The organism is Methylacidimicrobium tartarophylax (assembly GCF_902143375.2).
Classification (GTDB): Bacteria; Verrucomicrobiota; Verrucomicrobiia; order Methylacidiphilales; family Methylacidiphilaceae; genus Methylacidimicrobium; species Methylacidimicrobium tartarophylax.
This window is the reverse complement of the sequence record NZ_CABFVA020000114.1, coordinates 1-24,151: the sequence shown is the minus strand read 5'-3', so window position 1 is coordinate 24,151 and position 24,151 is coordinate 1. Positions and strand designations below refer to the sequence as shown.

Sequence of the window (24,151 nt, the reverse complement as noted above, 5' to 3'; positions counted from 1 at the left end):
AAGATCGTGACTTTTGAGAAGGCGCGGGCTTCTTTGAAAGGCAATGAACCAGGGAATTCTGGAAGGCAAAACCGCCCTCGTTTTTGGCGTCGCCAACAAGCGGAGCCTCGCCTGGTCGATCGCCCAGGCATGGAGCGCCGAGGGTGCGTCGCTGATCCTCGGCTGCCAGGGAGAACGGCTGCGCAAGAATGTCGAAGAGCTCGCGGAATCCCTCCCGAAGCCCGGGAAGGTCTTCTGCTGCGACCTCGCCGAGGATGCGCAACTCGAATCGTTTTTTTCCGAAGTCGCCCGTGTAGCGCCGACCATCGATCTCGTCCTCCATAGCGTCGCCTTTTCGCCCAAGGACGCGCTCGAGCACGAGCTTTCCGAGGTCAAGCGCGACGACTTCCGGGTGACCTTCGACATCAGCGTCTATTCCTTTCTGGCGATCGCCGGGCACGTGAAGCGGCGGATGTCTCGAGGGGGGCTCCTCCTCACCCTCAGCTATTACGGGGCCGAAAAGGTGACTCCTCAATATCACATCATGGGAACCGCCAAGGCGGCCTTGGAGGCCTCGGTCCGGTATCTGGCCTACGAGCTGGGCCCTCAGGGGATCCGGGTCAACGCCCTGAGCCCGGGACCGGTCAATACGCTTGCCGCCCGTGGCATCTCGGGCTTCACCCAGATGCTCAAACACCATCAGGAGACCGCCCCCTTGCGGAAGCCCGTCGACCTTGCGGAAGTGGGCGCCACGGCCCTCTTCCTCGCCAGCGAGGGCGCGGGCGCGATCACCGGGCAGACGATCTACCTGGATTGCGGCTATTCCATCCTGGGCGCGTAGCCCGTCGGCTCCAGTTTTGCACGGAAGATGACGACGCTCCGGATCATTCTTTGGGATATCGACGGGACCCTCCTGGAGAGCGGAGGGGCGGGGGTGACGGCCATTGTGCGTACCGCACGCGAACTCCATGGACAGGAACTTTCGCTTGCGGAGCTCGATTACCGGGGGCGAACCGATTCCTTGATCGTCCGGCAGATCTTCACCCGGTTCCAGATCCCCTGGTCCGAGGAAAACCTCACTCGGTTTCGCAACCGTTACCTGCAGTATCTGCAGGAAGAGATCTCACGCTCTTCGGGCCGCGTCTACCCCGGAGTGGAGCGGCTGCTTTCGGCGATCCAAGAGAGAGCCGGATGGCGCCAGGGGCTTCTCACGGGGAATTTCGAGCGCGGCGCCCGGATCAAGCTGGCGCACTTCGGGTTGGAGCGCTTCTTCTCGTTCGGCGCCTTCGGCGACCGCTGGGAGTGCCGGAATGAACTCGCCCGATCCGCGATGCAGCTTCTGCGAGAGCGGTGGGGAGAGGAGCTCTCGGCCCGGCAGGTCTTCCTGATCGGCGACACCCCGCACGATGTGCTTTGCGCCCAGGCGATCGGCGCCTATTCCATCGCCGTGGCCACGGGAGGCTATTCCCTGGCCGAACTCGCCGGCTGCCGTCCCACGATGCTTTTGCCGGATCTGGAGCAGTTCGAGCCGCTTCTTGCTCTCGTCGAGGGCCGCTCGTAGCCGCACCCTGGTTTGGGACCCGAGCAAGGGAATGGTCACCCGGACAAGATGGCCGGACAGGGAAAACAACGGTGGACAGACATGGAGCCCCTCTTTGATGTAGCCGTGATCGGCGGCGGCAGCGCCGGATTCGCCGCCGCAAGGACGGCGGCGGCCATGGGCGCCCGCACGGCTCTGGTGGAGGGCGCTGAGCGGCTGGGCGGTCTCTGCATCCTCGCCGGCTGCATGCCGACCAAGGCCCTGCTGGAAGCCAGCCGGAGGTGGCACACGATTCGAGAGGCGGACCAATTCGGCCTGCAGACGCAGCCGGTCCGGGCTGACTTTCCCGCGATCATGGCCCGGACGCACCGCCTCGTCTCGGAGTTTGCCGCCGATCGGCAAAAGGAGCTAACCCAGGGCGGATTTCAGCTCATTCGCGCTCACGCCTCGTTTCTCGATCCACACCAAGTCGCGCTCGCCTATCCCGATGGTCAAAAAAGCATCCTGCGCGCCAAAACCTTCGTGATCGCCGCGGGATCCCGGATCAGCCATCCCCCGCTGCCGGAACTTGCGGAGATCGGATTTTGGGACAGCAATACCGTGCTCCGGCAAACGGAGCTTCCCCAGAGCCTGATCGTCCTCGGGGGCGGCCCCGTCGCCGTCGAGTACGCACAGTTCTTCGGACGGCTCGGCGTCGGCGTCCGCCTCGTCCAGCGGGGACCTCGGATCCTGAAACGGTTTGATTCCGATCTTGCGCTCGTCTTAGAAGAAGCGTTTCGGGATGAGGGCATCGAGCTGTTCACGAACGCTTCGCTGGTTTCCGCAGGCAGGAGCGGGAAGGAAAAGCGGCTCCGTCTCGTCCAGCACGGAGCGGTCCACGAGCTGGTCGCAGAGGAGATCTTCCTGGCGACGGGACGAACTCCCGCCCGGGAAGGCCTGCACCTCCCCGCCGCCGGGATCGAGTGCCGCGAGAAAGCTCCCGTGGTCGACCTCCAGATGAGGACAAGCGTGCCGCACCTCTTTGCCGCGGGCGACTTCGCTGGAATCGAAGAGGTCGTTCATATCGCCGTGCTCCAAGGCGAGGTGGCCGGGGAAAACGCCGCGCGCCTGGCCCTGGGAAGAGGCGCGCCGTTTCGGCAGATGGACTACCGGCTCACGATGGAGATCGTCTTCACCGAGCCCGAAGTGGCCCGCCTCGGACTGACCGAGGCAGCGGCGCACCAGTCCGGCCGGCCCGTCTTGGTGGCGCGCTATCCCTTTGCCGATCACGGAAAGGCGCTCCTCAAGGGAGCCACGCGAGGCTTCGTCAAGCTGCTCGCGGAGCCTCAGAGGGGCGAGCTGCTCGGTGCCGGCATCGCGGGACCGGAGGCCTCGGAGCTGATCCACGAGCTCGTCGCTCTGCTCTCCGTCCATGCCACCGCGGAAGACCTGTACCGGCTGCCCCACTACCATCCGACCCTTTCCGAAATCCTGACCTATCCGGCCGAAGAGATCGCCCGGCGGGTCGCCGCTTCCCCGCAGATTCTCCCGCCATCGCCGCACCCGCGGCCCTCCACCCCATGACGCACTGCCGCAGCCCTCTTCATCTCTTCAACACCTTTTCACGAACCCTCGAAGAGTTTCGGCCGATCGCCCCTCCCAAGGTTCGGATTTACGCCTGCGGACCGACGGTCTACGGACGCGCCCACATCGGAAACTTTCGAACCTTTCTCTTTGTCGACCTGCTCCGTCGGGTGCTCGCTCTCTTCGGATTCGAGCCCGAGCAGGTCATGAACTATACCGACGTGGACGATAAGACGATCGCCGCGGCGCAGGCGGCATCCCTGCCTCTGCGCGAGTTCACGAGCCGATATATCGACCTCTTCGAGCAGGACATGAAGACCCTCCATATCCTGCTGCCGGATCGGCGGCCGAAGGCGACCGACCATATCGGGCTGATGATCGCCCTGATCGAAAAGCTGCTGCAAAACGGGCACGCCTACGTGGGAGAGGACCGCTCGGTCTACTTCCGGATCGACTCCTTCCCGGATTACGGGAGGCTCGCCCATCTCGACCGCCGGGGACTCCAGCCGGGGGCGCGCATCGCGCAGGATGAGTACGTCAAGGAGAGCGTCGGCGATTTCGCACTCTGGAAGGCCTGGAAGCCGGAGGATGGGGAGGTCGGATGGGACTCCCCCTGGGGAAGGGGAAGGCCCGGCTGGCATATCGAGTGCTCCGCCATGAGCATGCACTATCTCGGGGAAGAGTTCGACATCCACTGCGGAGGCAGCGATCTGGTCTTTCCTCACCATGAAAACGAGATCGCCCAGAGCCGGTGCGCCACGGGGAAAGCGTTTGCTCACGTCTGGCTCCACTGCAGCCACGTGCTCGTCGACGGGGAAAAAATGTCGAAGTCCCTCGGCAACGTCTATTCGGTCGCCGACGTCCTGGCCAAGGGATACACCGGACGGCATCTTCGTTTCCTGCTGCTCACGGCCGCCCACTATCGCCAGACTTTGAACTTCACGTGGGATGCGCTCGCCGCCGCCAAAGCCGCCGTCGACCGAATCGACGACTGGCTGGCCCGCTGGCGGCCGCTCCCCGCCGAAAGATTCGCCGCCGCGACGCCCGAAGGAGAAACGCTCTTGAGCTCTTTCTGCGGCGCCCTGGCCGAGGATCTCAACCTCCCCGACGCGCTCGGCCACTTCTTCGACTTCCTCCGCGCGACCAATCGCGCGCTGGATCTGGGTGCGCCCCTGCCGAACCTGCCGGCGATCTGGCAAGCCGTCGACTCGGTGCTCGGGCTGGGGGAGCCGCTCGACACCCCCTCCTCCCTCGTCCAGGAACTGGCCGGCCGACGCGCAGACGCCAGAAGCCGGAAGGACTGGAAAGAGAGCGACTCCCTGCGCGAGGCGATCGAGCAAGAGGGCTGGACCGTTCGGGACACGCCCAAGGGGCAAGAGCTTCGGAGGCGATGATGCAAGCGAAGCCCCTTCGGTTCATCACCTTCGAGGGATCGGAGGGTGCCGGCAAATCGACCCAGATCCGGAGGCTCGAAACCCGGCTGCTTTCCTTGGGAGAGCCGGTTCTCACGATCCGGGAGCCGGGAGGCACTCCCCTGGGAGAACGGCTGCGCCGGCTCCTCAAGGAGTCGGCCCCCGAACCCGCCCTCTCCCCGGAATCCGAGCTTTTCCTCTTTTTGGCCAGCCGGGCGCAGCTCGTCCGCGAGACGATCCGTCCCGCCCTCGCCAGAGATTGCTGGGTCCTTTCCGATCGCTTCAGCGACTCCACCCTCGCCTACCAGGGGGGCGGCCGCGGCTTTTCTCCCGTTCTTCTTCGCTCCCTCAATGAGCTGGCCTGCGCGGGCCTCTCTCCCGGGATGACTTTTATCCTCGACCTTCCCTTGTCGGAGGCGGCGGCGCGCCTCGCCCGGCGCAAGCGGGAGAGCGCGCAGGGAGATCGGATCGAGCAGGAGCCGCCGGAGTTCTTCGAGCGGGTCCGCAGCAGCTATCACGATTTGGCTCGCCTCGAGCCCGATCGGATCCGGCTGATCGACGGCGGCCGGCCGGAGGACGAGGTCGCCGAGGGCATTTGGGAGGCCGTGAGCCATGTCTTTGGACTCTGAGACGATTCTCTTGCGCCTGCAGCAGGCCTTGGCGTCCGATCGCCTCGCTCACGCCTACCTTCTCTTGGGGACAAGCTCTTCCCAACTCGAAGCGCTGGCGATGCGGATCGCCGAACTTTTGCTCGGGCCCCGTCCCGAGATCCAACCGGACTTCCACCTTGCCAGGGCCGAGTCGCGGCTGCGCCGGATTCCCATCGAACGAATGCGGGAGCTCATGGAAATGCTCTCCCTCAAGCCCTATCGCAGCCGCTTTCGGGTTGCGCTGGTCTGCGATGCCGAGCGCATGTGTCTCGGAGGGGGAGAAGCGGCGAACTCCTTCTTGAAAACGCTGGAAGAGCCGCCACAAGATGTGGTGATCTTGCTCACCAGCACCCAGCCCCAGATGCTTCTCCCTACGATCTCTTCCCGCTGCATCCCGCTCACCGTTCAAGCCGATCGAGCGGCGCGGGAGCAGGCGGATCCGCGGGAAGCCAAGTTTCTCGCCGACTGGTTCGCCGCTAGCCAAACTCCCCTGCTGCGGGCCTTCCGGCGAGCGGCCATTCTGGAAACCGCGTTGCTGGAGATCCGCAAAGAGATCGAAAGCGAACTCGGCGATGCCGACCAGGGCGAGCCCGAGGAGATCCGAGCCGCCCTCGTCGAGTCGGCGGTCGATCTCCGGCGCGAACGGCTTTTGTCCCGGCTCGAGGAAGCGTATGCGAGAGAGCAGCGCCTGCGCGAAGCCGGCCCGGGGCCGGGAGGAGTCCCCGGACGGGAAATCCGCCTCCTCGAGGAGCTGTTGCGAGACCTTCGGGGGGGTCTCGATCCGTCGCTTGCCTATGCCCGAGCTTGCCTCGAGATCGAGGAGTCGACGAAGATGAACGGGTCCGACGCGAAAGAGTCTTCATGGAAACCAAAGAAATTGCCGAACTGATCGAGTTGATGGCCAAAGGAAACCTCTCGGAGATCGAGGTGGAGCGGGAGGGCTTTCGCTTGCGGCTCCGGAAAGAGCCTCCGCCGGTCGCCTCCCATCCGCACATGATCTATGCCTCCCCGACTTCGATCGTCGCGCCGGAAAAACCCAGGGAGTTGTCCGCTGCCTCGGTCGAGGTCTCCCGGGAAATCCGCTCCCCCATGGTCGGGGTCTTTTACCGGTCCCCCTCGCCCGATTCGGCCCCCTACGTCGACGTCGGCCAAGAGGTGCACGAAAACACGGTCGTCTGCATCATCGAAGCCATGAAGGTGATGAACGAGATCAAGGCCGAGATGCGCGGGGTCATCACCGAAGTCCTGGCCGAGAACGGCAAAGCCGTCGATTTCGACCGGCCCCTCTTCCGGGTCCGCCCTCTACCCTGATTCCGGTTCTTCCGGAGAACGATCCGTTCGCTTCCGAATCGACCCCTTGCGTTTCTTTTCCTCGTCGACGACTCTCTTTCCATGCTCGAAGGCGACGCCTCCCGCGAACGGGAGAGAATGAGGGAGCCGATCGATTCCCCTTCCGCGGGCAAGACCGATCCCTCCGGTCCGCCGAACTCCTTCTTCGCCAAGAGAAAGATGCTCCTGGCGGGAGTAGCCTTGATCGGGCTGCTCGCTTCCCTTCTCGCCGGGCTTAAATGGTATATCGACTCCCTCGCCCGGGTCGCGGTCACCGTCCCGCCCCACAGCTACTTGAGCATCACCCCGGCTCTGGCCGGCATCCCCTACGAGGACTGGACGACGACCAGCGAAGACGGCGTCAAGCTCGCCGCCTGGTTCATTCCCGCCGAAGGGGCCCCCCGCAAGCCCCCCCTCATCGTGGTTCATGGCCTCGGGGCCAGCAAGGAATTCCAGATCAACTACATCGTATTAGGCCACCGACTCGGCTTCCCCGTGCTGGCGATCGACCTCCGGGGCCACGGGAAGAGCGAGAAGACCCTGACCACCCTCGGTTGGAAAGAGCCCCTCGATCTCAAGGCGTGGACGGACGAGCTGGGGAGCAAGGGCTACTCCTCCCCCTTGGTCTGGGGCACTTCCCTCGGCGCCGTAACCGCCTTGCGCTTCGTTTCCGAAGATCCACGCGCCGGCGGGGTAGTCGCGGACGCCCCCTTCGACAACCTGCGCAACTCGATGGCCGTCCATGCCCGGCTCTTCTTCGGCCTCCCCGCCTTTCCCTTCGTCGATCTCGTCTCCTGGGAGCTCGAGCGCCTCTACTCGCTCGATCCGAGCAAGGTCGACTGCGTGGAAGCGGCGCAAAACATTCATGTGCCGATCCTCGTCATCGCGGCCGAGGAAGACCGGCGGATGCCGGTGGGCGTCGTGCATAAGATCTACGATGCCGCCCCCGAGCCGAAAAGGTGGTGGGTGATCCCCCACTCGTCCCACGAGGAGCGGACGTTCGCCCCCGACTTCTGCCGGGTGGTGGGGGATTTCCTCGACTTTGCAGCGACCTATCCCGGGCAGAAGCCTTGACGCAACGCTCGGGCCGATAAGAGCGAGCAGCCGCTCTGACTGCCGCCCAATACCGCTACATTCCATCCGAAAACATCGCGCCCGGCGCGGTCGCTCCCGATCCTCCCCGGAGAATACGGCTCAGAATGGAGAGACGGCGGCAGGCGGTTTTCCGCTCGCGGCTCTTCTGGCGCTCCATGATCGTGACTCCATGACGGCGAAGGAGCTCTACGAACGGGACTTTTACGCCTGGACGCAGGAGACGGTTTGCGTAGAGAGACAACCCTTTCGTCCGAGAAGGTCACGTTCTTCTCGGCCGCTGGGCCGTCCGGATCGGCGCCAAAATTGACAAAGCCGGATGGTCTGTAGTACACTATAGTACAGACAACAAAAGGAGGTCTTAGCAATGGCGAAGATTCAAGCTCGGGTGCCTGACGAGATTCAGGACGTTGCAAGCGCGGTCATCAAGTCCACGGGTCTAACCGTGTCCGATGTGGTGCGCATGTTCATGACGCGGATTGCCACGGACCGGACCTTGCCGCTCGACCTGTTCCAGCCCAGCCCGGAAACAGTGCGCGCTATTGAGGAAGCGCAGGCTGGCAAGCTTACGCCGACGACGATTGAGGGCATCATGGCCGACATAGAAGAGGCGCGCAGGGAAGGCCGGAAGCGGTAAGCCCGCATGCGGCAAATCCTAGAATCCGGGCCGTTCGAACGTGACGTGGCACGCGAGGCCAAGGGGAAGCACGGCAAAACGCTTGCGGCAATGCTGCGGCCGGTTCTGGTGGCGCTGGCGAACGATGAGCCGTTAGAGCCGCTCCATCGGGAGCATGCCCTAAGCGGCAATTGGCACGGGTGCCGTGACTGCCACGTCAAGCCGGACGCGGAAACGCTGGAACTGCTGCGGCTCGGCTCCCATTCGCAACTGCGCTTATGACTGGATGCCCGGCCTTTTTTGATTGCGGCCGCTTTTGTGCGGCGTGACCGTGACTCCATGACGGCGAAGGAGCTGTACGAACGGGATTTCTACGCCGGGACGCAGGAGACAGCCCGGCTTCTGCGCGAGGGGCGGTTCGAGAAGCTGGATATAAAAGCCTCGTTGATGAGGTCGAGGACTTGGGAAGCAGCCAGCGGAGCCATTTGGAGAGTCGGCTCGAACTCGTGATGGAGCATCTTCTCTATATCGCCTTCCTGAAGAGAGATCCGGAGAGGGATGGGCAGGGATGGGAACGCACCGTCAAGGAGGATCGGCGGCAGATCCCTCGTTTGTTAAAGAAAAACCCAAGTCTAAGACACAAGTGGGACGAGATCATCGCGGAAACGTACGAAGGCGCGCGCAGCCGCGTCATCGATAAGTCCGAGGAGATGTGGGAGCAGAAGAAACTGAAGCAGCGTCTAGTTGAGGAGGATCTTCCGCAGAGTTGCCCGTGGGACATCCACGAACTCTTGAAGCAGGGGCTTAACTTCACGCGGGAGCAGCTCGAAGAGCGGATGCAGCGGATGGAACGTCCCGGCTTCCGGATGTGACGTGCTAAATGAAGCCCGGGCCATGAGGCCTGGGGAACCGGTTCGCTCCAACACTGAGTTCGAGTGTAGGTTTTTTCAGCCGTCTGTTCGACGACCAACCCCTGGAAGGCCACGCTTTCGGCGAATATTATCTTCCTGGCAGCCTGTTGCCTCAAAAATCGACAACACCCTAATTGGTGATGTTCTTGGCCCGGAGAGGCTTGCCTTTCCGGGCTGCCTGCATTACGTTGTCATACAATTAAAGCATAACGGAAAAACCATGTCTGCCAATCAACTCGTGCAGGCGCGTATTGATAGCGCGACCAAAGAGGAAGCTTTCGCAGTATTGGCCGCGATGGGCCTTCCCGTGTCCGATGCGGTCCGGATGCTGCTCAAGAAGGTGGCCCAGGACAAGGCGCTGCCTTTCGAGCCTCTAATCCCGAACGCGACGAAGAATGCGGCCGTTTTGAGCGCGAAGCCGCAGTTCTCACCTTGTTGTTATCCACGCTCCGCGACGCGGAACATGACGCCGGTGAGCGCTATCTGTCGCTGGTGCTAAACCGCGTCCGTCGCTATTTGCAACTCCTGTTTCCCGGTGTCGATATCGCGATCAATGAAAACCTCCGCATCACCGGCGTCGTCAAGGAAGCCGGTCACGAGGAAGCGTTCCACCACCTCAGCATGGGCACGCAGGAACAGATCGCCTTTGCCGAAATGCTGGTGGAGCGGGGGCACCCAGCAACGGTTGTTCTTGACGATGCACTGGTCTTTCCCGACGACCGGCGGATGAGCCGTATGTTTGTCATTCTCAACATGGCGGCGCGCAACGTGCAGGTCATCGTCTTGACCTGCCGCGAGCGGCTTTTCCCGGGACTCGGCGGGCGGCAATTGCCTTTGGAGACTGACACCAGCGAAGAACAGATATCGGCATGATCGGTAGCAATGCATTCGCGGCAGGACCAGTCGCAATTGGATTCTTGATGCAATGACATAACAGACCGCTACGTGCGCGGGAGCAGTGATGGCACATGAAGCACTTCTCGATTGGGCTGAGGGACGCCCGCTATGGCAGCAGGACGCCTTGCGGCGACTTGCCCAGCATGGCGAACTGACTGAAGACGATTTTGCGGACCTGCGCTCCCAGATTGAGATTGCGCAGGGCTTACCCGCTGAAAACCCGACCGAGGTTGCCCCGCTCGCCGCCGAACATCTTTCCGAGGCCGCTAGCGACGAGCCAAAAACCGTCCTCGCTTCGCTCGGCCCGGTGAAGAATATTGACCGGCTCGAATCTGACCAACCCCCAATGCGTTTTGCGGTGAACGGCGTCACGTTGGTCTACGGGCCGAACGCTTCCGGCAAAAGCGGATATTGCCGCATTATCAAGCAGCTCTGCCGCTCACTCACCAGCGCCCCTCTTCGCGGCAACATCTACAGCAGGGACAAGGCACCAACTGCGGAAATTGGTCTTGGCTTCCGCGTCGGCGATGATGCCCAACCGAAAACCGAGATCATTTGGAAGGGCAGCGATCCGCCGCCATCCGAACTGGCCCGCATATCGGTTTTCGATACTGATACCGCGCGCGTCTATGTGGACAAGCAACGAAAGATCAAATTTCTCCCCTACGAACTCGATCTGCTCAACAAGCTCGGCGTTGCATTGCAGATGCTGGACACCGGCTATAACGCGCGTGAAGACGCATTCAATGCCACGGTGAATGTCCCTCTGCCGGCCGGCTACACTCAGGGTACTGCGGCCTCTCGGCTCGTGTCGAAACTGACGACGGCCACATCACTCAATGACCTTCCCTCCGAGCAGGCGCTCCGCGATCTCGCCAACTGGTCCGCCGAAACTCAAACCGAGCTTGACCGCCTCACTGAAGAATCCAAGAACGATCCGCAGACGCTCGCGCGCCTGCGCATCGAAGCGCGCCAGGCTCTTGAAACCCTCAAGGTCGATATCGCCACAATTCGGGAAAAGCTTGCGGATGCGGCGATCGTGACACTGTCGCAAAAGCGGCAGGACGCTGTAGCCAAGAGCGCAGCAGCGGAAGCATCGGCCCATGATCTATTCAAGGACGAACCAATTCCAGGCGTGGGATCGGAAGTCTGGCGGCATATGCTCAAATACGCACGCGAATTTGCCGCGAGTGCGTTCCCTGACCGTAATCCCCCTCAGATCGCCACCGCAGAGCGGTGCGTTCTTTGTCAGCAGGAACTCGATGAACCCGCTGCGGTGCGCCTCGCCGCGTTCGATGCCTATCTGACCGACAAGGCCGCCGAAGAGGCCACGACAGCCACGCAGATGTTTGATGCAGCCGTTACCGCGATGCTGGCGTTGACGACGAAGACCAGGGCCAACGTCACAACTCTTCTCGCCGGTTACGCCGCCCTCTCTCCGCAGAAAAAGGAATATGCCGAAACGCTCGCGGCCTTCTTCGAGAAGGCAGCCGCCCGCCTGCGCGTCGTCAAGGCGACCCTGACCGCGCAGGAGTACGACAACCTGGATCACCTCGAAGCGCTTCCCGATTCTCCCGCGCAGCTCATTGATGATGAAATCGCGGCGCTGAATACAGAGGCGGACAACCTGAATAATGCGAAACGCGATGACGCTGCGGCCCAGCAGCGCGCGGCGCGACTGGCGGACCTCACGGACAAAAAGAAGCTTGGCGAAGAGATAGAAGTGATTGTCGAGCGGCGGAACCGTCTCGAAGAACGGCACAAGGTCGCTGCCTGTCGCCGTGATTGCCGCATCACGGCCATCACGCAGCAGATCACCAGACGTCGCCGGGAAATTCTAACGCCGACGTTAAAGCAGGCGCTCGAATGCGAACTCTCTGCGCTTCATCTCACACACATTCCCCTTCGCCTTGCTGATCGCGGCGACCTTGGCAGCAGTATTATCGAGATTGCCCTGTCCACGCAGCAGCGTATCGCCAACAATAGTGACGTGCTCAGCGAAGGCGAACAGCGTGGTCTTGCGCTTGCCTGCTTTCTTGCCGAACTCAACGAAGTTGGGCGCGATCACGGAATCATTATGGACGATCCCGTGTCATCGCTCGACTACTCGCGCATGGAGTCTGTCGCAGGCCGCCTTGCGCAAGAAGCCGCCAGCGGTCGTCAGGTCATCGTATTCACCCACAACATTCTTTTCCATGACATGCTGAGCAGTGCAGCCCGCAGGGCCGGTGTCGCTTGTCACAAAGAATGGATGACAAGCCTTGGCGACGATCGTTTCGGGATTATCGACAATGCCCGAAAGCCCTGGCATGTGAAGCCAGTCACGGAGCGATTGACCGAGATCGATCAGGCGGTGCGCGCGCTCAAGGACGCGGGCTATGATCGTAGCGACGAGAAGTTTCGCGGCGATGTCACAAGGCTGTACACGCAAATGCGGACAACGTGGGAAAGAATCGTTGAAGAGATATTGTTCAATAAGACGATCCAGAGATTCCGGTGCGAGATCATGACACAACGCCTCAAGGCCGCCTGTTTTGATACCAAAAACGATTATCCTGTTATCTTCGAGGGCATGAAACGAACCTCGCATTACTCCGGTCACGATCTTGCCGAAGAGCTGCCGCCCGAACTTCCTGCGTCCGAGGACATCGACCGCGACCTTGAGGATCTGCGGAAATTCGCCGCTTTTGCGAAGAAGCGCAAGACAGATCTCGAAAACACAGTCGGCAAATACGAAGCTGGCGTGGAGCCGGTCCTTCTTTGACCGGCGGCCTTCCGCTTTCTTACGTTTCAACTGTACAATCGTAGCGAGGGCACGTCCGGCTGATGCCGGACCAGGCCCGCGCACCGCGAATGCGACGCTTCCCGAGCCGCCTTCAGATCCCGCGAGCAGGATGCGGCGTCTCGGCCGTCCGGTGACGGTCCTTCGCGTGCAACGGCGGCTTGAGGCCACCTTGAATTGGTCGCGGCGCACGCCGCCGCGCAGCTTTTCCTCTCTTTCACCGCTTTCGGCCTGAGTCATTGGCGGGCAGACGTCCGCTTTTTTTTGGGGCCTGCGGCCCCTGACCGTCAAGGCAACCCCTGAGCCGAACTTCCGGGCCAAAAATGGTAAGTAGTTGCGAGAGAACAACCGGATTTTTCTTTATGGCTACGCCGCCGCCCAGGGGCGGTTCCGAAACCGGACGTTCGCGTCCGGTGGGCGTGTATCCTAAGGGACGGCGGTTCTTGCGAGAGTGTCCGCCTTTGGGCGGCTACTTCGCTCCCAGAGTGGAGGAGTGCAGAGCCTCCCGGTTCGGCCTCGCTACCGCGGCAGGAAGATCACCTCGACCCGCTCGCCGACCTCGATGCACTCCGATTCCTCGGGCAGGAGCGCCAGGAGATCGGCGGAGGCGGAGGGAAGCAGCCCCGCTCCGTCCGTGCGACTCACCGGGTGAAAGGCGGGTTCTCCCCTCGGTCCGGCGACCAGCCGGCACGCCCGATACTCGGTTCGGCCCGCGCGTTTCTGCATCCGGGAGAGGGCCGGCAGCCGCATCCGCTCTCGCGACGGCGACTCCCCCATGCGACGTCGTAGGAGAGGCCCAACCAGGTCGTAGAAGAGCACGAAGACTGCGGCGGGTGTCCCCGGAAGCCCAAAGAGCGGTCTCCCCCGCCAGCGGGCAAAGAGAAAAGGACGGCCCGGCTTGACCGCGATCTGCCGAAAGACGATGGCATTCCGCTGCGCCAGCAGCTTGCCGACGTAATCGCCTTCGCCCACCGAGACCCCACCGGTCGTCACCAGCAGATCGACCTTCTCCGCGAGCCGATCGAGCTTCTCCTCGAGCAACTCCGGATCGTCATCGACAATTCCGGCGTCGATCAGGTCGACCCCGAGTTCCGCAAGAGCGGCCGAAAGAAAGACCCGATTGCTGTCGTAGACCTCCCCGGGGCCGAGGGGCTTTCCGAGCGGTCTCAACTCCTTCCCCGTGCAGAGCAGCCCGACCCGAAGCCTGGGGCGAACCGGGAGCTTCTCCCTGCCGACGGCAGAGAGCAGCGCCAGCATCCGGGGGCCGATCCTCGTTCCCGCGGACAAAAGCTCCTGGCCCTGAGCGAGACTCTCCGCTTTGAGCCGAACGTTCTCGCCGACGCAGCGCCCTCCGGGCAAGAGCACCTTCTCACCCTGGAGAACAACCTCTTCTTGCGGGATCACGAGGTCGGTCCCCTCCGGCAGAAGGGCTCCCGTGAAGATCCGCACGCAGCTCCCTTCCGATGGAGAACCCAAAAAAGGAGCTCCTGCGGCGGAAGTACCGGCGAGGGAGAACTCCCGGCCCTGCTCCCCCAGGTGAGCCGCGCTTACCGCATAGCCGTCCATCGCCGCCGTCGGCGCGGAGGGAAGATCGACGGGAGAAGCCAGGTCGGTCGCCAGGATGCGTCCCACGCTTTGCGACAGACCGACCTCCTCCGCCGCCATCCTCTCCGGTGTCATCGCCTCCCAAAGAATCCTCCGCGCTTCCTGGAGCGGGAGCGGGCCTCTCGCGCGAGGGAACGACCCGTTACCGCCTCCTTGGGAACGAGGGGCCAGACCAGCCGCCTGAAGAATCAGGAGAGCGACTCCTTCGGCGTCGTTCCGATCGAAGGAGACCGGGCCATCCGGAGGGGAAAGAGCGCCCTCGGAGGCTACGGCCAGAAGATCGGGATCCCTCTCACACAACAGTTGACCTAAAGATGGATCATAAAGCTCGATCTTCGGCATCCCCTCCGCCCGGAACCCTTCCACCAGCAGCAAGTCGATCGGGCTGCGGCCCAAGGAGGCGACTGCTTCCCAAAGGTCGGGCTCCGCTGCGGGCGCCACCTCCTCCAGCCAAGCGCGCCGCATCGGCGAGAGGAGAAGCACTGGATTGGCCCCCGCCTCCCGCAGGCGCATGCTGTCCTTCCCGGGATAATCGATTTCGAATCCCTTATGGGCATGCTTGATCGCGGCGACGCGGATCCCCTGGGCGGCAAGGATGCGCACGACCGCACAGAGAAGGGTCGTCTTGCCCGCACCGCTCCTGCCGACGAACGCCACGACGGGCACCCCGCTCCGACGCCTCACGCCCCTCCCTGCCCCTGTGCGGCTCTCCGGCAGATCCGGTCCCAATCGTCTGCGTCGTTCACGTTCCCAAAATCGGCGGCTCGATCCGAAAAATCAACGGCGGTCGCACCCGTCTCCCGTAAAAACTCCTCTACCCTCCTCCCTCCCCGATCGAGGAATCCTCGCAGGAGAGCCCCGCACCCGCGCTCGAAGAGCGCGCAGAGGAACTGCCCCCTCACCCCGTCATGGGCATAGGCGCTCTTCCGCCGGTCGGCGACCATCCCGTGATAGAGGCGCTCGGCGAGATCGACGGGCAAAAACGGCGCGTCCCCGGGAGCCGTCAAGAGAAAGGAGAGGGAGGGAGGCAGAGCGACCATGGCCGCTTCCACGCCGGCCAGCGGCCCGAGAAAACCCGTGCGGAGATCGGGAAGAACCGGAAAGCCGCAAGCCCCGTACTCCTCCCTTTCCCGGTTGGCGCTGATCGCAAGCCAGCCTACCTGCGGCTGCAGCCGCTCGGCGGCGTGCTGGAAAAGCGGCTTCCCCTCCAAGCGGAGCAGCCCCTTCTCGATGCCTCCCAGGCGCCGACTCCGGCCGCCGCAGAGGAGGATGCCGCCGATCCTCGCCGCGGGACTCCGCTCCGTTTCGGGAAACAAGCGTGGCTCCCTCACTCGCGGCGGATACGCCGCGCGGGGAGGAGAGGCCGCGTCACGACCTACGATCCTGCGGCAGGTTTCTGAAGACGAGACAGCGCCGCCCGCACCGGCTCCGAGAGCTGCTTCCCGTCCCGTTGGGCATACTCGATCAGCTTTTCGCGCATCGAGGGGGTCCAGAACTTCTTCAGATGCTCGGCGATTCCCGCCGCCGCCTCTTCCTGCGAGGGATCACTGCCGAAGAAGTCGCCGATCTGATTGGCCATCCGTACCAGGTCTTCGATCATCGGGCCCCTTTGGCTATTCTCCGGCGGCGGGCACAATCTCCCGCCGTCTTGGCGCCTTCCCGTTCTCCCGCTCCTCGCCCCGCACCGGTTCGAAGACCCGGCTCACCTGCACCGCCGTCACCTTGTATTCGGGGCAATTGGTCGCCCAGTCGGAATTCTCGGTCGTCAGCACATTGGTGCGGTTCTCCGGAAAGTGGAAGGTCGCATAGACCGTTCCCGGCGCGACCCGCTCGGTCACGATGCAGTGCATGACGGCACTCCCCTTGCGGCTCCGCAGCTCGGTCTTGTCTCCGTCGCGAATGCCACGCTCCTCCGCGTCGCTCGGGTGGATCTCCAGCAGATCCTCCTTGCTCCAGGTCGAGTTCGCCGTCCGGCGGGTCTGCGTCCCCACGTTGTAGTGAAAGAGGATGCGGCCCGTGGTGAGCAGCAAGGGGAAACGCTCGGAGACCTTTTCCTGGGTCGCGACGTAGCCGGTCAAGGCAAAGAAGCCTTTGCCGCGGACAAATTGTTCCTGGTGCAGGACCGGGGTCCCCTCGGGCACCCGATCATTGCAAGGCCACTGGATCGACCCGAGCTGCGCGAGCTTTTGAAAGCTCACTCCCGAGAACGTCGGGGTCAGCCGGGCCACCTCGTCCATGATTTCCGAAGCATGGTGGTAGTGCATCGGATAGCCCATTGCCTGGGCAATCTCTTGCATCACCTCCCACTCCTGCTTGCCGCAGAGGGGCGGCATCACCTGACGCACCAGTTGGATTCGCCTCTCCGCGTTGGTGAACGTCCCGTCCTTTTCGAGGAAGGAGCAGCCGGGGAGGAAGACATGGGCATACCGGGAGCTCTCGTTGAGGAAAATATCATGGAGAACGACGAGCTCCATGTTCCGCAGCCCCTCGATGACGTGAGAAGCATCGGGATCGGATTGCACCAGATCCTCCCCATGCATGTAGAGCCCCTTGAATTCCCCGATCGCCGCCGCCGAAAGCATGTTGGTGATCCGATACCCGGGCTCCGGATCGATCTCGACCTCCCAGGCCCGCTCGAAGCTTGTCCGCGTCGTCTGGTCGGAGACGTGCCGATAGCCGGGAAGCTCATGGGGGAATGAGCCCATGTCGCAAGAACCCTGGACATTGTTTTGGCCCCGCAGCGGATTGACCCCTGCTCCCTCCACGCCGACGTTGCCGGTCAGCATGCCCAGATTCGCCAGACACATGACACCGGTCGATCCCTGCGAATGCTCGGTCACGCCGAGCCCGTAGTAGATCGCGGCAGGCTTGGTCGTCGCGTAGAGACGAGCCGCCGCCCGAATCGTCTCGGCGGGGACTCCCGTCACCGGAGCCATCGCCTCCGGCGAATTTTCCGGCCGCAGGATGAACGCACGCCACTTCTCGTAGGCCGACAAGTCGCACCGGGCCTCGATGTACTCCCGGTTCTCGAGCTTCTCCTCCAGGATCACATGGGCGAGTGCGTTGAGAAGGGCGACGTTGGTTCCCGGCCGCAACGGAAGATAGAGATCCGCCTGAATATGCGGGTTGCGCACCAGGTCGATCCGGCGCGGATCGGCGACGATCAGCTTTGCCCCCGCCCGCAGCCGCTGCTTCATGCGGGAGCCAAAGACCGGATGCCCGTCGGTCGGGTTCGCTCCCACGACGAAGATCAGGTTCGCCTGGTCGACCGAGTCGAACGGATTGGTCCCGGCCGATTCTCCAAAAGCCTTCTTGAGCCCGTAACCGGTGGGAGAGTGGCAGACCCGGGCGCAGGTATCGATGTTGTTGTTGCGGAAGACGGCGCGCACGAGCTTCTGGACGATGTAATCCTCCTCGTTGGTGCAGCGGGAGGAGCTCACCGCTCCGATCGAATAGCGGCCATGTTTCTCACGAATCCGCAGAAATTCGGAGGCCACGTATTGGATCGCCTCCTGCCAGCTCACTTCCTTCCACGGGTCCTCGATGTTCTTGCGAAGCATCGGCTTGGTAACCCGATCGCGCGAAGTGGCGTACGACCAGGCAAAGCGTCCTTTGACGCAGGAATGACCGTGGTTCGACAAGCTCTCCTGATTGGGCGTCATCCGCACGACGGTCGCCCCCTTGGTTTCCGCATGGAAGGAGCAACCAACCCCGCAATAGGCGCAGGTCGTATCCGTCGATTCGCTGGGCAGGCCGAGATCGATCACCGCCTTCTCCATCAGGGCGGAAGTCGGGCAGGCCAGGACACAGGCGCCGCAGGAGACGCACTCCGAACTCAGAAACTCCCCCGTGGGTCCCGGCTGGATCAGCGAATCGAATCCGCGGCCCTCGACCGTGAGGGCGAAAGTCCCTTGGATTTCGTCACAGGCCCGCACGCATCGAGAGCAGACGATGCACTTGGCGGGATCGAAGGTGAAGTAGGGATTGCTCTCCTCTTTTGCGGCTTGAAGGTGGTTCTTCCCCGCATAGCCGTAGCGGACTTCCCGCAATCCCACGTCGCCGGCCATGTCCTGGAGTTCGCAATCCCCGTCGGCCGGGCAGGTCAGACAGTCGAGCGGATGGTCGGAGATATAGAGCTCCATCACCCCCCGGCGGAGCGAGGCCAACCGCTCGGAGAAGGTCTTCACCTTCATTCCCGGCTCGACCAGCGTCGTGCAGGAAGCGGGAAAGCCTCTCTTTCCCTCGATTTCGACGAGGCAGAGCCGGCAGGATCCGAACGGCTCGAGCGTATCGGTCGCGCAGAGCTTGGGCACGCCCACTCCCGCGAGAGCCGCTGCACGCAGAACCGACGTCCCCTCGGGGACGCAGACCTCTTTCCCGTCGATCGAGACCGTGACTTCCCGAGCCGATCGGTCTACGCCATGACCGTTGCGACCGCCGAATCCGCATTCACACCCTCGGCTCGGCGTTCCTAAATCCGCATGCTGCTTGGTCAACATATTGCACCCCTCCGCCATTACCCTCTCATGCTCCTCATGTACCTTTTACACCTTTTGGAGCAACGGTTCCACTTCCTCCTTCGCATATCCAAAATCTTCCGGGAAATGTCGCAACCCGCTCAATACGGGAAAGGGAGTCATGCCTCCCAAGCCGCAGAGCGAGGCGTTGATCATCACATCGCAAAGATCGACCAGAAGTTGGATCGAGCCGGGGGCCTTTTTCCCGGAAAGAATCTTGTCCATCAACTCCATGCCGCGGGTCGAGCCGATCCGGCAAGGCGTGCATTTCCCGCAGGACTCCTCGGCACAGAACTCCATCGCGTACCGGGCCATCTCGCCCAGGTTCACAGTGTCGTCGAAGGCGACGATTCCCCCATGGCCGACAATTCCCCGGACCTTGGCGAGCTCTTCGTAATCCAGGGTGACGTGAAAAAGCGATGCCGGCAGATAGGGTCCCAAGGGGCCGCCAATCTGAATCGCCTTGAGCGGACGGCCGCTCGCCGTGCCGCCGCCATATTCGAACAGCAGATCCTCGAGCGTGATCCCAAAGGGCACTTCCACGAGGCCGGGCCTGCGAAGGTTGCCCGAGAGCTGCACCGGCAAGGTTCCCTTCGAGCGCCCCACCCCGAGCTGCGCATAAGCTTCCGCACCCTCGGCCAAGATCACCGGAACCGAGGCGAGCGTGATCACGTTGTTGACCACGGTCGGCTTTTGCCAGAGGCCGTGGACGGCGGGCAGCGGGGGCCGCGGACGGATCATCCCCCTCTTCCCCTCCAGGCTTTCCAAGAGGGAGGTCTCTTCCCCGCACACATAGGCGCCCGCCCCCACGTAGAGATTCAGGAAAAAGGATTTTCCGCTTCCCAGGATATCCTTCCCCAGGATTCCGCCCGCCCTGGCTCTTTCAAGCGCTTCCTCGAAAATCCGGCGAGCCAGAGGATATTCCGACCGGAGGTAGACATAGCCCTCGGTCGCACCCACCGCCAGACCCGCGATGATCATCCCTTCGATCAGAAGAAAGGGATCCCCTTCGATCACCATCCGATCCGAAAACGTGCCTGAGTCTCCCTCGTCGGCGTTGCAGACAATGTACTTCTGATCGTCCACGGCCTGGAGGGTCGTCTTCCACTTGATTCCCGTGGGAAATCCCGCCCCGCCCCGGCCGCGCAATCCGGACTTGGTCACCTCCTCCACGATCTGCTGCGAAGAGAGGGTCAAGGCTCGCGTGAGGCCGGCAAGCCCGCCCTGCTTCCGATACTCGTCGAGGGCAAGCGGGTCGTTTTTCCCGATCCGGCGAAAAACGAGCCGTTTCTGCCGGCGCAGATAGGGAATCTCTTCGGGGTTTCCCTGTCGGGAAGGATGCTCCTTGCCTTCCAGGAAGTTCCGGTCGAAGAGGCTTTCCACCTCCTCTTCGGATACCGGTCCGTAGGCTACCCGTTCTCCGTTGCTCTCCACCTCCACGAGCGGTTCAAGCCAGTAGAGCCCCCGAGAGCCGTTCCGCACCAGTTCCAGGGTAATGCCTCTCCTTCGCGCCTCTCGTTCGATCGCGCGCGCCACTTCGTCGGCTCCCAGGGCGCAAGCCGAGAAATCTCGAGGTACGTAGACCCTCATGCCGATGCCCCCATTCCGCGCAGAATGCGCTCCACTCTTTCCGCGCTCATCCGGCCGTACAGCTTTCCATCGACCGCAACCGACGGGCCGCAGGCGCAATTGCCGAAGCAATAGGTCGGCAGAAGCGTCACTTCTTCGTCGGCCGTCGTCTCTCCAAAATCGACTCCCAATTTCCGCCGAAGATGGTCGATGACGGCCGCCGATCCATTGGCTTGGCAAGCCTCCGCCCGGCAGACCGAGACGACATGTCTTCCCACCGGCTCGAGCCGAAAATCGTGATAAAAGGTCAAAACACCGTAGACGTCGGCCTGGGAAAGGTTAAAGGCGCGGGCGATCTCCGGAAGCCGCTCCTTGGGAATATACCCATAACGGTTCTGAATGGCATGAAAGGCGGGAATCAACCCGTTTGCCAGACGCGAAAAGCTCTCCAATATGTCTTCTAACTCACCCTTGCTCTCGACCTTGCCGTTTTCCATTCCCTCTCCGCTAAATAGAGGAGCCGCCGAGGTCGGTCCGTCTCCGATCCTCGCCTCCACCCACAACTACTACCATTCGGAGAGCAATCGGCAATAAGCAATTTACATCTTTGGAAGATGCTTCCTTGCGATCCGCAGCGGGCTCGTATGCTAGGGCCCTTGTAAAAAGAACTTGTGGGTCGATGGTGGGATCAGTAAATTGGCTTGTATCCGTGGCGCGGCTTCCGACCGAGAGAAAGCCGGCCGAACGAGGAGGCCAAAAAATTATGAAATGGGTAAAGCCGGAATTCGAGGACATCAGCCTCTGCATGGAGGTCACCGCTTACGTCAACGTAGCGGGCAAATAAGCCCTCGCAGGTTCCAAGAACGGGGTGAGCCTCAACGCTCACCCTGTTTTTTCTCGCTGCCGCTCAACGTTTCGTCGGTTCCTTTGGCGATCACCCAAGATGCGACTGCTCGTGCTTGGCTCCGGGGCGGGCGGGGGAGTGCCGCAGTGGAACTGCCGTTGTCCTAATTGCACGCGGGCCCGAGAGGAGCGCGACCTTCCCCCCTCCAGAAAGAGCTTCCGCCACACGCAAGCTTCGATTGCGATTGCGGAAAGGGGAGAACGTTGGCTTTTGGTCAACGCATCGCCTGATCTCTGTTCCCAATTCGCCGACCGGGCGGAGCTCGCCCCGCCGGAAGGGTCGCTCCGCGGCTCGCCTCTGGCGGCCGTCGCGCTGACCGACGGCCAAATCGACCATACGACCGGGCTTCTCTTCCTGCGGGAGGGAGGGGAGTTAACCCTCGTCTGCACCGACCCCGTCTGGAAAAGCCTCGGCTCCACCTTCCCGATCGTCTCCATTCTCGGTCACTTCCTTCCGGTCCGGAGGCTCGCCTATCCGGCCGAGCTCGCCTCCCTGATCGTGGAAGCTCTTCCGCTTCCTGCGGCTCCCGCCCCCTACGACCCCCCCTCGAACGAGAGCGGACATGTCGTCGCCCTCCGCATCACCGGAAAAAAGAGCGGACGGCGGGTGGTCTACGCTCCGGGTCTTCCCGGAGTGTCCCGGGAGTTCGCGGATTTCGTCGCGGGATGCGACGCGCTTTTCGTCGACGGGACATTCTGGTCGGAGGAGGAGCTCGCCCCGATGAACCCCGAACGCCAGCGATCGATTCTCCGAAGCCACTTGCCCGTCTCCGGCCCGGGGGGAACGCTCGCCTGGCTTTCGGGGCTGCCGATCCGGGAAAAATTCTACATCCATATCAACAATACCAACCCCATCCTCGATCCGGGGTCCTCTCCGGCAAAACAAGTGAGGGAAGCCGGGGTACAAATTGCCTATGACGGGATGCTCCTCCGGCTCTATCCTTCCCCATCATGAGCTTACCCTTTTACTTCCAACTCGACACCGACCCCCCTCTCTCTCGGGACGACTTCGAACAGAGGCTCCGGGCCATTGGAGCGAGAAGCTATCACGACAAGCATCCCTTCCACGTCTTGATGAACGAGGGGAGGTGCAATGAGGAGCAGATTCGCGGCTGGGTCGCCAACCGTTTCTATTATCAGGTCCAGATCCCGATCAAGGATGCGGCGATCCTCTCGATCTGTCCGGACCGGGAACTCAGACGGGAATGGATCCGCCGCATCCACGACCACGACGGCTTTCAGGACGATCCCGGCGGCATCGAGCGCTGGCTCCTGCTCGGAGAAGCGGTCGGCTTGACCCGCCAGGAACTCTTGGAGCAGAGACGGCTTTTGCCGGGTGTCCGTTTCGCGGTCGATGCCTACGTCCACTTCTGCCGCAGCCACTCCTGGCTGGAAGCGATGGCCTCCTCCCTGACCGAACTCTTCGCCCCGTCGATTCATCAGAAACGGATCGACGCCTTTCCGCAATTCTACCCTTGGATTCAGGAAGAGGGGCTTCGCTACTTCCGCAAGCGCCTCACCCAAGCGCCCAAGGACGTCAACTTCACCCTCCGTCTGGTGCTGGATCGGTGTAGAACCAGGGCGGCGCAGGAAGCGGCCTTGTCCGCCCTCCGCTTCAAGTGCGAACTTCTCTGGTCGATGCTCGACGCCATGTACATGGCTTATGTCTTGCGGATCCAAATGCCCTCCCTGGATGAACAGTAGAAAGGGAACTCCTCGGCTTGCCTCCAAAGCCCGCTTGCGGTGGGATCCCGTTCGGAGAAAGCCCATTCTCCTCTATCCCGAAGGAGTGCTCATCCTCAACCCGTCGGCGGAGGCGATCCTCTCCCTTTGCGACGGCCGTCGCTCGGTCGCCGAGATCGTCTCCGCATTGGCGGACCGCTACGCGGTAGAAACGGTTGCGCTCGAGGCCGACGTGGGAAACTTTATCCAGGGACTGGTCGAGCGCGGGCTCCTCTCCTTCCCGGATGCCATAGAGGACTAAATGCCACAAGCCAGAGCCAATTCGGTCGCGACGGAAGCAGGGGCCGGAGAGCAGTCCAAGGCCTTGAATTCGGGTTATCCCTTCTCCCTTCTTTGCGAGGTCACCTTCCGCTGTCCGCTGCAATGTCCCTATTGCAGCAACCCGCTCGGCTTTGCCCGCTCGCTGCGCAACGAGCTCCAGACCAAGGAGTGGCTTCGGGTCCTGGAGGAGGCTGCGGGACTCGGCGTGCTGCAAGCCAACTTCTCCGGCGGAGAGCCGCTTCTGCGAAAGGACCTGCCCGAACTGATCGGGGCCGCTCATTCTCTCGGGCTCTATCCCAACCTCAGCACGGGCGGCACCCTCCTCACCCCTGAGCTCGCCAAGAAGCTCAAGGAAGCGGGGCTCGGCGGCTTTCAGCTCAGCATCCAGGACAGCCGACCGGAAAGCGCGGAATGGACTGCCGGGATGCAGGGGAGTTTTGCCAAGAAGGCGGAGGCGGGGCGGATGGCGCGCGAGGCGGGCTTCGCGCTGGGGATCAACGCCGTTCTCCATCGCCAGAATCTCGATCGGATCGAGGAGATCATTGCCCTCGCCGAAGAGTGGGGAGCAGAACGGCTCGAGTTGGCGAACGCCCAGTACAACGGCTGGGCGCTCGAAAACCGACGATGGCTCTTGCCGACGCAGGCTCAAGTCGAGCACGCTGCGAACGTTGCGGCAGCAGCCCAGAAACGGCTGAAGGGCAAGATGGATATCCTCTTCGTCATTCCCGATTACTACGCCACCTATCCGAAAGCCTGCCTTCATGGCTGGGGGCGCGCTTTCC

General features: G+C 62.5%; 25 protein-coding genes and 1 pseudogene. 19 read left to right on the top strand and 7 right to left on the bottom strand.

Annotated elements, in window-relative coordinates; translation table 11 throughout:
- Positions 1-43: 43 nt before the first annotated feature.
- The 8 genes from MAMT_RS09575 (at position 44) to MAMT_RS09540 (ending at position 7,547) form a co-directional block, all read left to right on the top strand.
- Complete coding sequence (locus MAMT_RS09575) at positions 44-820, top strand: enoyl-ACP reductase FabI (RefSeq protein WP_142660810.1); 777 nt, start codon at positions 44-46, stop codon at positions 818-820.
- Between the two features lie 27 nt (positions 821-847).
- Entirely contained in the window at positions 848-1,540 is a 693-nt protein-coding gene (locus tag MAMT_RS09570; protein ID WP_142660809.1) for an HAD family hydrolase, read from the top strand.
- A gap of 81 nt (positions 1,541-1,621) precedes the next feature.
- Complete coding sequence (locus MAMT_RS09565; RefSeq protein ID WP_178087063.1) at positions 1,622-3,082, top strand: dihydrolipoyl dehydrogenase family protein; 1,461 nt, start codon at positions 1,622-1,624, stop codon at positions 3,080-3,082.
- Positions 3,079-4,476: a cysteine--tRNA ligase gene (gene cysS, locus MAMT_RS09560; protein ID WP_142660807.1), complete on the top strand. Its 1,398-nt coding sequence runs from the start codon at positions 3,079-3,081 to the stop codon at positions 4,474-4,476. The genes MAMT_RS09565 and cysS overlap by 4 nt, the downstream gene beginning before the upstream one ends.
- A complete protein-coding gene (gene tmk, locus MAMT_RS09555) occupies positions 4,473-5,123 on the top strand; it encodes a dTMP kinase (protein ID WP_246186632.1) in 651 nt (216 codons plus the stop codon). The genes cysS and tmk overlap by 4 nt, the downstream gene beginning before the upstream one ends.
- The gene (locus tag MAMT_RS09550) at positions 5,107-6,033 is read left to right on the top strand and encodes a DNA polymerase III delta subunit-related protein (RefSeq protein ID WP_142660806.1); all 927 of its coding nucleotides are present in this window, start codon (positions 5,107-5,109) and stop codon (positions 6,031-6,033) included. Before tmk ends, MAMT_RS09550 begins: the two co-directional genes overlap by 17 nt.
- Positions 6,006-6,455, top strand: a complete 450-nt coding sequence (gene accB, locus MAMT_RS09545; RefSeq protein WP_142660805.1) for an acetyl-CoA carboxylase biotin carboxyl carrier protein — start codon at positions 6,006-6,008, stop codon at positions 6,453-6,455. Before MAMT_RS09550 ends, accB begins: the two co-directional genes overlap by 28 nt.
- Before the next feature lie 81 nt (positions 6,456-6,536).
- A complete protein-coding gene (locus tag MAMT_RS09540) occupies positions 6,537-7,547 on the top strand; it encodes an alpha/beta hydrolase (protein WP_246186631.1) in 1,011 nt (336 codons plus the stop codon).
- 55 nt (positions 7,548-7,602) lie between these two features.
- Here the strand turns inward: MAMT_RS09540 and MAMT_RS11795 are convergent, their stop codons facing one another.
- On the bottom strand, positions 7,603-7,725 hold the full coding sequence (locus MAMT_RS11795; RefSeq protein ID WP_281289119.1) for a hypothetical protein: 123 nt from the start codon (positions 7,723-7,725) through the stop codon (positions 7,603-7,605).
- Positions 7,726-7,932: 207 nt separating this feature from the next.
- On the opposite strand from MAMT_RS11795, the gene MAMT_RS09535 reads away from it, so the two are divergent.
- The 6 genes and pseudogenes from MAMT_RS09535 (at position 7,933) to MAMT_RS09505 (ending at position 12,753) form a co-directional block, all read left to right on the top strand.
- A complete protein-coding gene (locus MAMT_RS09535) occupies positions 7,933-8,202 on the top strand; it encodes a type II toxin-antitoxin system RelB/DinJ family antitoxin (RefSeq protein ID WP_142660804.1) in 270 nt (89 codons plus the stop codon).
- 6 nt (positions 8,203-8,208) lie between these two features.
- A complete protein-coding gene (locus tag MAMT_RS09530; protein ID WP_142660803.1) occupies positions 8,209-8,463 on the top strand; it encodes a type II toxin-antitoxin system RelE/ParE family toxin in 255 nt (84 codons plus the stop codon).
- 57 nt (positions 8,464-8,520) lie between these two features.
- Positions 8,521-9,053: pseudogene (locus MAMT_RS09520) on the top strand (DUF29 domain-containing protein).
- 259 nt (positions 9,054-9,312) lie between these two features.
- The gene (locus tag MAMT_RS09515; protein WP_142660801.1) at positions 9,313-9,591 is read left to right on the top strand and encodes a type II toxin-antitoxin system RelB/DinJ family antitoxin; all 279 of its coding nucleotides are present in this window, start codon (positions 9,313-9,315) and stop codon (positions 9,589-9,591) included.
- Positions 9,525-9,965 (top strand): ATP-binding protein, encoded by a 441-nt coding sequence (locus MAMT_RS09510; RefSeq protein ID WP_142660800.1) that lies wholly within the window; start codon positions 9,525-9,527, stop codon positions 9,963-9,965. Before MAMT_RS09515 ends, MAMT_RS09510 begins: the two co-directional genes overlap by 67 nt.
- An 88-nt stretch (positions 9,966-10,053) precedes the next feature.
- On the top strand, positions 10,054-12,753 hold the full coding sequence (locus MAMT_RS09505; RefSeq protein ID WP_142660799.1) for an AAA family ATPase: 2,700 nt from the start codon (positions 10,054-10,056) through the stop codon (positions 12,751-12,753).
- A 537-nt stretch (positions 12,754-13,290) separates the two neighbouring features.
- Here the strand turns inward: MAMT_RS09505 and mobB are convergent.
- The 6 genes from mobB to MAMT_RS09475 are packed head-to-tail and all read right to left on the bottom strand — an operon-like array spanning position 13,291 to position 20,959.
- Entirely contained in the window at positions 13,291-15,060 is a 1,770-nt protein-coding gene (gene mobB / locus MAMT_RS09500; RefSeq protein WP_178087062.1) for a molybdopterin-guanine dinucleotide biosynthesis protein B, read from the bottom strand.
- Positions 15,057-15,692, bottom strand: coding sequence for a molybdenum cofactor guanylyltransferase MobA (mobA, locus tag MAMT_RS09495; protein WP_178087061.1), 636 nt, complete (start codon positions 15,690-15,692; stop codon positions 15,057-15,059). Before mobA ends, mobB begins: the two co-directional genes overlap by 4 nt.
- Positions 15,693-15,751: 59 nt before the next feature.
- A complete protein-coding gene (locus MAMT_RS09490) occupies positions 15,752-15,976 on the bottom strand; it encodes a formate dehydrogenase subunit delta (RefSeq protein WP_142660796.1) in 225 nt (74 codons plus the stop codon).
- Positions 15,977-15,989: 13 nt separating this feature from the next.
- A complete protein-coding gene (gene fdhF / locus MAMT_RS09485; RefSeq protein ID WP_142660795.1) occupies positions 15,990-18,875 on the bottom strand; it encodes a formate dehydrogenase subunit alpha in 2,886 nt (961 codons plus the stop codon).
- 45 nt (positions 18,876-18,920) lie between these two features.
- Complete coding sequence (locus MAMT_RS09480) at positions 18,921-20,483, bottom strand: formate dehydrogenase beta subunit (RefSeq protein WP_142660794.1); 1,563 nt, start codon at positions 20,481-20,483, stop codon at positions 18,921-18,923.
- Positions 20,480-20,959 carry an NADH-quinone oxidoreductase subunit NuoE family protein gene (locus tag MAMT_RS09475; protein ID WP_142660793.1) on the bottom strand — a complete coding sequence of 160 codons (480 nt, stop codon included), beginning with the start codon at positions 20,957-20,959 and terminating at the stop codon, positions 20,480-20,482. Before MAMT_RS09475 ends, MAMT_RS09480 begins: the two co-directional genes overlap by 4 nt.
- 182 nt (positions 20,960-21,141) lie before the next feature.
- On the opposite strand from MAMT_RS09475, the gene pqqA reads away from it, so the two are divergent.
- The 5 genes from pqqA to MAMT_RS09450 all read left to right on the top strand — a co-directional run.
- Positions 21,142-21,306 carry a pyrroloquinoline quinone precursor peptide PqqA gene (gene pqqA / locus MAMT_RS11895; protein WP_142660792.1) on the top strand — a complete coding sequence of 55 codons (165 nt, stop codon included), beginning with the start codon at positions 21,142-21,144 and terminating at the stop codon, positions 21,304-21,306.
- A gap of 99 nt (positions 21,307-21,405) precedes the next feature.
- Positions 21,406-22,320: a pyrroloquinoline quinone biosynthesis protein PqqB gene (gene pqqB, locus MAMT_RS09465; RefSeq protein ID WP_142660791.1), complete on the top strand. Its 915-nt coding sequence runs from the start codon at positions 21,406-21,408 to the stop codon at positions 22,318-22,320.
- A complete protein-coding gene (gene pqqC, locus MAMT_RS09460) occupies positions 22,317-23,069 on the top strand; it encodes a pyrroloquinoline-quinone synthase PqqC (RefSeq protein ID WP_142660790.1) in 753 nt (250 codons plus the stop codon). The genes pqqB and pqqC overlap by 4 nt, the downstream gene beginning before the upstream one ends.
- Positions 23,059-23,349, top strand: a complete 291-nt coding sequence (gene pqqD, locus MAMT_RS09455) for a pyrroloquinoline quinone biosynthesis peptide chaperone PqqD (protein WP_142660789.1) — start codon at positions 23,059-23,061, stop codon at positions 23,347-23,349. Before pqqC ends, pqqD begins: the two co-directional genes overlap by 11 nt.
- Positions 23,350-24,151, top strand: an 802-nt coding sequence (locus MAMT_RS09450) for a radical SAM protein (RefSeq protein ID WP_142660788.1), incomplete at its 3' end; no start/stop codon positions are given.

Excerpts from the sequence above, each read along its gene's own strand:
- MAMT_RS09475 (WP_142660793.1), bottom strand. The coding sequence starts at position 20,959 with ATGGAAAACGGCAAGGTCGAGAGCAAGGGTGAGTTAGAAGACATATTG.
- MAMT_RS09530 (WP_142660803.1), top strand. The coding sequence starts at position 8,209 with ATGCGGCAAATCCTAGAATCCGGGCCGTTCGAACGTGACGTGGCACGC.
- MAMT_RS09550 (WP_142660806.1), top strand. The coding sequence starts at position 5,107 with ATGTCTTTGGACTCTGAGACGATTCTCTTGCGCCTGCAGCAGGCCTTG.
- MAMT_RS09505 (WP_142660799.1), top strand. The coding sequence starts at position 10,054 with ATGGCACATGAAGCACTTCTCGATTGGGCTGAGGGACGCCCGCTATGG.
- MAMT_RS09575 (WP_142660810.1), top strand. The coding sequence starts at position 44 with ATGAACCAGGGAATTCTGGAAGGCAAAACCGCCCTCGTTTTTGGCGTC.
- tmk (WP_246186632.1), top strand. The coding sequence starts at position 4,473 with ATGATGCAAGCGAAGCCCCTTCGGTTCATCACCTTCGAGGGATCGGAG.
- accB (WP_142660805.1), top strand. The coding sequence starts at position 6,006 with ATGGAAACCAAAGAAATTGCCGAACTGATCGAGTTGATGGCCAAAGGA.
- pqqA (WP_142660792.1), top strand. The coding sequence starts at position 21,142 with ATGGTGGGATCAGTAAATTGGCTTGTATCCGTGGCGCGGCTTCCGACC.
- MAMT_RS09540 (WP_246186631.1), top strand. The coding sequence starts at position 6,537 with ATGCTCGAAGGCGACGCCTCCCGCGAACGGGAGAGAATGAGGGAGCCG.
- pqqD (WP_142660789.1), top strand. The coding sequence starts at position 23,059 with ATGAACAGTAGAAAGGGAACTCCTCGGCTTGCCTCCAAAGCCCGCTTG.
- MAMT_RS11795 (WP_281289119.1), bottom strand. The coding sequence starts at position 7,725 with ATGGAGCGCCAGAAGAGCCGCGAGCGGAAAACCGCCTGCCGCCGTCTC.
- MAMT_RS09570 (WP_142660809.1), top strand. The coding sequence starts at position 848 with ATGACGACGCTCCGGATCATTCTTTGGGATATCGACGGGACCCTCCTG.
- fdhF (WP_142660795.1), bottom strand. The coding sequence starts at position 18,875 with ATGTTGACCAAGCAGCATGCGGATTTAGGAACGCCGAGCCGAGGGTGT.
- cysS (WP_142660807.1), top strand. The coding sequence starts at position 3,079 with ATGACGCACTGCCGCAGCCCTCTTCATCTCTTCAACACCTTTTCACGA.
- MAMT_RS09490 (WP_142660796.1), bottom strand. The coding sequence starts at position 15,976 with ATGATCGAAGACCTGGTACGGATGGCCAATCAGATCGGCGACTTCTTC.
- MAMT_RS09565 (WP_178087063.1), top strand. The coding sequence starts at position 1,622 with ATGGAGCCCCTCTTTGATGTAGCCGTGATCGGCGGCGGCAGCGCCGGA.
- MAMT_RS09535 (WP_142660804.1), top strand. The coding sequence starts at position 7,933 with ATGGCGAAGATTCAAGCTCGGGTGCCTGACGAGATTCAGGACGTTGCA.
- pqqC (WP_142660790.1), top strand. The coding sequence starts at position 22,317 with ATGAGCTTACCCTTTTACTTCCAACTCGACACCGACCCCCCTCTCTCT.
- MAMT_RS09515 (WP_142660801.1), top strand. The coding sequence starts at position 9,313 with ATGTCTGCCAATCAACTCGTGCAGGCGCGTATTGATAGCGCGACCAAA.
- MAMT_RS09480 (WP_142660794.1), bottom strand. The coding sequence starts at position 20,483 with ATGAGGGTCTACGTACCTCGAGATTTCTCGGCTTGCGCCCTGGGAGCC.
- pqqB (WP_142660791.1), top strand. The coding sequence starts at position 21,406 with ATGCGACTGCTCGTGCTTGGCTCCGGGGCGGGCGGGGGAGTGCCGCAG.